Below are 6,454 nucleotides of genomic sequence, written 5' to 3'. Positions count from 1 at the left end.
GTTCGATGGCTTCATCGAGCGAAGCGGCTTCGAGGATCACCAGCACTGGCCCGAAGATTTCCTCGTCATAGATCGACATGCCCGGCTTCACGCCGGAGAAGATCGTCGGGCCGACGAAGTTGCCCTGCTCGTAGCCCGGCACCAGCGGCTTGCGGCCGTCGAGTTCGAGCTTGGCGCCTTCGGCAATGCCGCGTTCGATCAGGCTGCTGATGCGCTCGACGGCGGCGCAGGAAATCACCGGGCCGACATCGGTGCCGGCTTCGGCACCCGCATTCAGTTTCAGCGTCTTCGAACGGGCGACGAGATCGGCGATCCACTCTTTGGAGTCACCGACGAAGACCACCGTCGATGCCGCCATGCAGCGCTGGCCGGCGGCACCGAAGGCGGCGCCGACGAGGTTGTTCAGCGTCTGTTCCTTGTTCGCGTCCGGCAGCACCACGGCGTGGTTCTTCGCGCCCATCATGCATTGCGCGCGCTTGCCGGCCAGGGTGGCGCGGCGATAGACGTGGGTGCCGACCTTGGTCGAGCCGACGAAGGAAACCGCCTTGATGTCCGGGTGATCGCAGATGCCGTTGACCACCGCTTCACCGCCGTGGACGACGTTCAGCACGCCCTTCGGAATGCCGGCTTCCAGCGCCAGTTCGACCAGACGCATGGTCACCAGCGGGTCCTGCTCGGACGGCTTCAGGATGAAGGTGTTGCCGGTGGCGATCGCCATCGGAAACATCCACAGCGGGATCATCGCCGGGAAGTTGAACGGCGTGATGCCGGCGCAGACGCCGAGCGGCTGGTTCAGGGTGAAAGTGTCGACGCCGGTGGCGACGTTGTTGGCCAGCTCGCCCATCTGCAGCATGCCGATGTTGGCCGCGTGCTCCACCACTTCGAGGCCGCGAAAGATGTCGCCCTCGGCATCCGGCAGGGTCTTGCCCTGTTCGGAGGTCAGCAGCGCGGCGAGCTCCTTCATGTTCTCGCGGATCAGCTGCTGATACTTGAGGAAGATGCGGGCACGGACGCCGATCGGCGTCTTGCGCCAGGTCTTGAAGGCTTTCTTGCCCGATTTGACGGCGGCGTCGAGTTCCTGTGGCGTGGCGAACGGCACCCGGGCCAGCACGGCCTGCGTCGCCGGATTGATGACATCGCGCCACTGCGTGGAACGCGATTCGACGAATTCGCCGCCGATCAGCAGCTTCACGGTGGGGACGGCCAGCAGGGTGGAGCGGTCAGCAACGGTCATCGATGGTCCTCGGGATGGATCGCTCATTCCCCGGTCTGCGGGGCGCCCTGTTCAAGCGCGGCGATGTTTTGCATTATTCGCATCCGGAAGCCGATTGACAGCACTGAAAAGGCGAATTGATGTGAATAAAGCCTGCCCCGTTTGCAAAGATTGCGAAGAATCCTGAGATGGCCAAGGCTTACATGGGCGTGCGGCTGCAGCGTCTGCGCGAGGAGCGCGGCATCAGCCAGGTGGCGTTGGCCAAGGCGCTGGATATTTCGCCGAGCTATCTGAACCAGATCGAGCACAATCAGCGGCCGCTGACGGTGCCGATCCTGCTGCGCATCAACGCCCAGTTCGGCGTCGATGTGCAGCTGTTCTCGGACGACAAGGAAGCCGGCCTGATTGCCGACGTGCGCGACGTGCTCGCCGAAGTCGGTGGTGGCGCCGGCACCGAAACGATCTCGATGGCCGAGCTGCGCTCGCTCGCCTCGAACATGCCGGCGGTGGCGCGGGCGGTGGTTGAACTGCATCGCCGCAACCGCAGCCTGACCGAGCGCGCCGACAGCTTCGTTGCCCGCCTCGGCGACGGTCACAAGCTGGCCTCGTTCGCGCTGCCCGGCACCCACGACGAGGTGCGCGACTATTTCAACCAGCGTCTCAACCACGTCGCCGAGCTCGATGAAGCAGCCGAAGCGATCTTCGCCGACAGCGCCCTGACCATCGGTGATGTCGCCACCCGGCTCGCGCAGCGCCTGAACACGCGACATGGCGTGCGGCTGCAGATCGCCAGTACCGACGACAGCGAGTTGCCGAAGCGTCGCTACGACGCCGAGACTCGGACGCTGCGTCTGCCGGATCACCTGCGCCCTGGCCAGCAGGCGTTTCAGATGGCGGTACAACTCGCGCAACTGGAGATCGGCGATCTGCTCGATTCGCTGATCACCAACGCCAAGTTCACCAGCGACGAATCACGGCGCCTGGCGCGGATTGGTCTGGCCAACTACTTCGCCGGTGCGCTGGTGATGCCGTACGCGGCCTTCCTGCAATCGGCCGAGGAACTGGCTTACGACATCGAGCGGCTGTCGAACCGTTTCGGCGTCGGCTTCGAAGCGGTCTGCCATCGCCTGTCTACCCTGCAGCGGCCGGGCATGCCGGGGCTGCCGTTCTTCTTCGTCCGAGTCGATCGTGCCGGCAATGTCTCGAAGCGTCACTCGGCAGCAGATTTCCACTTCTCGCGGATCGGCGGCACCTGCCCGCTGTGGATCGTCTACGAAGCGTTCAGCCAGCCGGAAAGAGTGCTGACCCAGACTGCGGTGATGCCGGACGGCCGCAACTATCTGTGGATCGCCCGTCAGGTGGTCAGCGGCCCGGTCGGCTACGGCCGGCCGCAGAAAACCTTCGCGATTGGCCTGGGCTGCGATCTGCGCCACGCGCATCGGCTGATCTACTCACGCGGCCTGGATCTGTCCGATCCGGCCGCCGCCACGCCGATCGGCACCGGCTGCAAGGTCTGCGAACGTCAGCGCTGCCCGCAGCGGGCGGCGCCTTCGTTGCTCGATCACTGAAAAGCCAAAAGCAATCTCACGCAAAAACGCAAAGACGCGGAGAAAAGCAAAGCAAAAGCTTTTATCTAGAAAAGCTTTTGCCGTTCCCTGCGTCTTTGCGTCTTTGCGTGAGGCCAGCTTGAGCTTTCTCAGCCCGTGTACTCGCGTCCGAAGATGTGCCGCGCAATGACCCAGCTCTGGATCTCGTTGGCACCTTCGTAGATCTCGCCGATCTTGGCGTCGCGGTAGATCGATTCCAGCGGGAAATTCTTGCCCGGGCCGGACAGGGTCTTGACGAAGCCATAGGCGCCGCAGACCTGGATCGCGTCGCGCGCCATGTCGCAGGCGAGGCGCGAGCCGACCACCTTGGCCATCGCCGCTTCGATGTCGGCGCCGCCTTCCTTGTCGAAACGAATCGCGGCCTTCTGGTAGAGGCTGCGGGCCATTTCCAGCTGGGTGGCGTACTCGGCGAACTTGTACTGCCAGTGCTGCATGCGGGCCAGTTCCTGGCCGAACACCTTGCGTTGGGTCATGTAGTGAGTCGCGAAATCGAAGGCCGACTGCGCCATCGCGACACCCACCGCGCCGATGCCCATGCGGCCGAGCACCAGCGCGCTGATTGCCGTGCGCAGGCCGCTGCCTTCCTTCGGGCCGACCACGTGGTCATCGGCGACGAACACGTCTGTGAACGTGACGTCGGCAGTCAGCTGCACGTGATTGCCCATCTTCAGATCCGGCGCGGAGACCGTGACGCCCGGCTGGTGCATGTCGGCCAGCAGCATGGTCAAGGTCTCGCCGGTCTTGCACAGCACCAGGATCAGATCGCCGACCGGCGAGTTGGTGATCCAGCGCTTGATGCCGTTGACCAGATAGCCGCCGTCGACCTTTGTCGCAGTGGTTTCCATCGACTTCACCGACAGATCGGTGCTGGCATTCGGCTCGCTGGTCGCGAAGCAGCCGACGAACTCGCCCTTGATCAGCTTCGGCAGATAGTGATTGCGGATCTGCGCCGGGGCGCGTTCCAGCGTTTTGCCGACCAGGATCGCCTGGCCGTCGTACAACGCCGAGGCCAGCGACGGCGAGTAGTAGGCCAGCTCTTCGAGCACGGTCAAGGTCGCCAGGGTCGGGTATTCAAGGCCGCGGCCGCCGACGTCCGCCGCATAGGGAATCTCGTAGATGCCAGCTTTCGCCATCGCCTCGAATTCGGCGCGGGCAAAGTTTTCCTTGGCTTCCGGGGTGGTGTTCAGGCGATGGGCAACCGGCGCCAGCACTTCGTCGCAGAACGCGCGCACTTCCTTGCGGATCGCCTTGGTTTCCTCGGGCAGGAAGATGTCGCTGTACAGGGACTCGGCTTTGCGCGGCGGCTGGCTCATGGGGCGTCTCGGGGCAGGCTCAAATTGGAGGCTGCAGCCTAAAGGCTTCCGGGCCAGCCGCGCCTAACTTACGTCGGGTTTGAATCCGGGCCTGCATCGGCGACCATGCGGCACCCTTCCGTCCGCGTGTCGATTGCGCGCCCGGACCACGACAATAACGAGGAGCGCACATGCAATTCACACAGGGCCTGCACCGGGCCGTGCAGCAGCAGCCGGATGCCATCGCCACTGTCTGCAAGGACCGCCGCCACAGCTTCCGCGAGCTGCGCGACCGCGTCGCCAAACTGGCCGGCGGCCTACGCAGCCTCGGCATCGAACGCGGCACGCGGGTCTGCATCCTGTCGCTGAATTCCGATCGCTACCTCGAAAGCTATCTGGCGCTGGCCTGGCTCGGCGCCGTGGTCAACCCGGCGAACTTCCGCTGGAGCGCGCCGGAAGTGATCTATTCGATGAACGATTCCGACAGCATCGCGCTGATCGTCGACGACCAGTTCGCGCCGATGATCGACGCGATCCGCGCCGGGACGCCCGGCCTGCACCAGGTGATCTTCGCCGGTGAAGGCGCAACCCCGGCAGGCTGCATCGGATTCGAAGCGCTGCTCGCCGGCAGCGAGCCGGTGGCTGATGTCGATGCCGGCGGCAGCGACCTGTTCGGCGTGTTCTACACCGGCGGCACCACCGGCAAACCCAAGGGCGTGATGCTGTCGCATCTCAATGTCTGCAGCTCGGCGCTGAACCTGCTAGCCGAAGGCGCGCTGCCGGAGGGCGCGATCGGCCTGCACGCGGCACCGATGTTCCATCTCGCCGACATGATGCTGATCACCTGCCTGCTGCTCCGCGGCGGCCGCCACGTGATGCTGCCGGTATTTCGCCCGGATCTAGTGCTTGATGTACTTGAGGCCGAGAAGATCAGCGATCTGCTGCTCGTGCCGGCAATGCTGCAGGCGGTTGTCGATTTCCCCGGCACCAAGGGCCGCGACCTCGGCAGCGTCAAGCGGATCATGTACGGCGCGTCGCCGGCCTCCGAAGCACTGCTCGATCGCACCCAGGCCGCACTCCCCGGTGCCAGCCTGATGCAGGTCTACGGCATGACCGAAATGAGCGCCGTGATGACCGCGCTGCCGTCATCCGAACACGCCATCGAAACCCGCACCGGCAACCGCCTGCGCTCCGGCGGCCGCGCCAGCTATCACGTGCAGGTGCGCATCGTTGATGAACAGGACAACGAACTGCCAAGAGGCGAGGTCGGCGAAATCATCGCCCGCGGCCCGAACGTGATGATCGGCTATCTCAACAAGCCGGAAGCCACCGCCGAAGCGCTGAAGAACGGCTGGATGCATACCGGCGACATGGGCACCATGGACGAAGCCGGTTACGTGTTCATCGTTGATCGCCTGAAGGACATGATCATCTCCGGCGGCGAGAACATCTATTCCGTCGAAGTGGAGAACGCGGTCTCGAAGCATCCGGCCGTCGCCGCGGTCGCGGCGATCGGCATTCCCTGCACCGAGATGGGCGAGAAGGTGCACGCCACTGTCGTGCTGAAGCCGGGTGCGTCGCTGACGCAGGAAGCGTTGTATGCGCACTGCAAGACGCTGATTGCTGGCTACAAGTGTCCGCGTAGCTTGGAAGTGCGTGAGGCGCTTCCGGTTTCGGGGGCGGGGAAGGTGCTGAAGACGGAGTTGAGGAAGCCGTTTTGGGAGGGGCAGAGCCGCGGAGTCGGCTAAGCCTGAGTTCGGATCTTTCGGCAGTCGGCGCGTTGTCCGGCTGTTTTAGAGCAAAAGTGTTTGCCGACCTTGACCAGGTGGCTTTGTGATGGGGGCCTGCCAACCCACTCAAGTCGAACCCTGCTCGCGGGTCGGTTCAATTCGGCCGTGAGGCTGCCATTCCAAGCGCTGACAGCAGAAATGCACGATGAAGCGCTCCAAAGTCGGCTTGCTGGACACAAAAAAACTTCATCACGACACCCTTCAATAAAAACCAAAGGTAGAAAGAAAATGTTGACGAGAAGCGCTCTGGGATACCTGGCAATCGTCGGATTCGTTGTAGGCGTCTGGGCTTTGGCCTTTCCGATCAATTTCTATCAGGCCTTCCCGGGCTGCGGTCGCGTGTGGGTATCGGTTGATGGCCCCTACAACGAGCACTTGGTCCGCGACGTCGGTGCGTTCTATCTGGGCTCCGGCATCCTCGCTGCGATGGGATTTTTTCGACCGACGTCGGTGTGGCCGCTGGCTGTGGGCCTCAGCAGTATCGCTTTTAACCTACCGCATCTGGTTTACCACTTCGGGAAGCTGAACGTGTACACCAGCCCGATCGACCAG

General features: G+C 63.6%; 4 protein-coding genes and 1 pseudogene. 3 read left to right on the top strand and 2 right to left on the bottom strand.

Annotated features, from left to right (window positions below):
* Positions 1-1,234 (bottom strand): CoA-acylating methylmalonate-semialdehyde dehydrogenase (locus tag QZY06_RS19290; protein ID WP_295687180.1); only part of this gene is annotated, 1,234 nt, incomplete at its 3' end.
* Positions 1,235-1,401: 167 nt separating this feature from the next.
* Between QZY06_RS19290 and QZY06_RS19285 the strand changes: the two genes are divergently transcribed.
* A complete protein-coding gene (locus QZY06_RS19285) occupies positions 1,402-2,781 on the top strand; it encodes a short-chain fatty acyl-CoA regulator family protein (RefSeq protein WP_295687177.1) in 1,380 nt (459 codons plus the stop codon).
* Between the two features lie 128 nt (positions 2,782-2,909).
* Here QZY06_RS19285 and QZY06_RS19280 read toward each other — a convergent pair whose 3' ends face one another.
* The gene (locus QZY06_RS19280; RefSeq protein ID WP_295687175.1) at positions 2,910-4,133 is read right to left on the bottom strand and encodes an acyl-CoA dehydrogenase family protein; all 1,224 of its coding nucleotides are present in this window, start codon (positions 4,131-4,133) and stop codon (positions 2,910-2,912) included.
* Positions 4,134-4,303: 170 nt separating this feature from the next.
* On the opposite strand from QZY06_RS19280, the gene QZY06_RS19275 reads away from it, so the two are divergent.
* Both QZY06_RS19275 and QZY06_RS19270 read left to right on the top strand, forming a co-directional pair.
* Positions 4,304-5,860 (top strand): long-chain-fatty-acid--CoA ligase, encoded by a 1,557-nt coding sequence (locus QZY06_RS19275; RefSeq protein ID WP_295687173.1) that lies wholly within the window; start codon positions 4,304-4,306, stop codon positions 5,858-5,860.
* 180 nt (positions 5,861-6,040) lie between these two features.
* Positions 6,041-6,454, top strand: a pseudogene (locus tag QZY06_RS19270) (hypothetical protein); the annotation flags it as partial.

Source organism: uncultured Nevskia sp., from assembly GCF_903885465.1.
In the GTDB taxonomy this organism is placed as follows: Bacteria; Pseudomonadota; Gammaproteobacteria; order Nevskiales; family Nevskiaceae; genus Nevskia.
The sequence above is the reverse complement of the archived record's forward strand: the minus strand, read 5'-3'. Positions and strand labels throughout refer to the sequence as shown.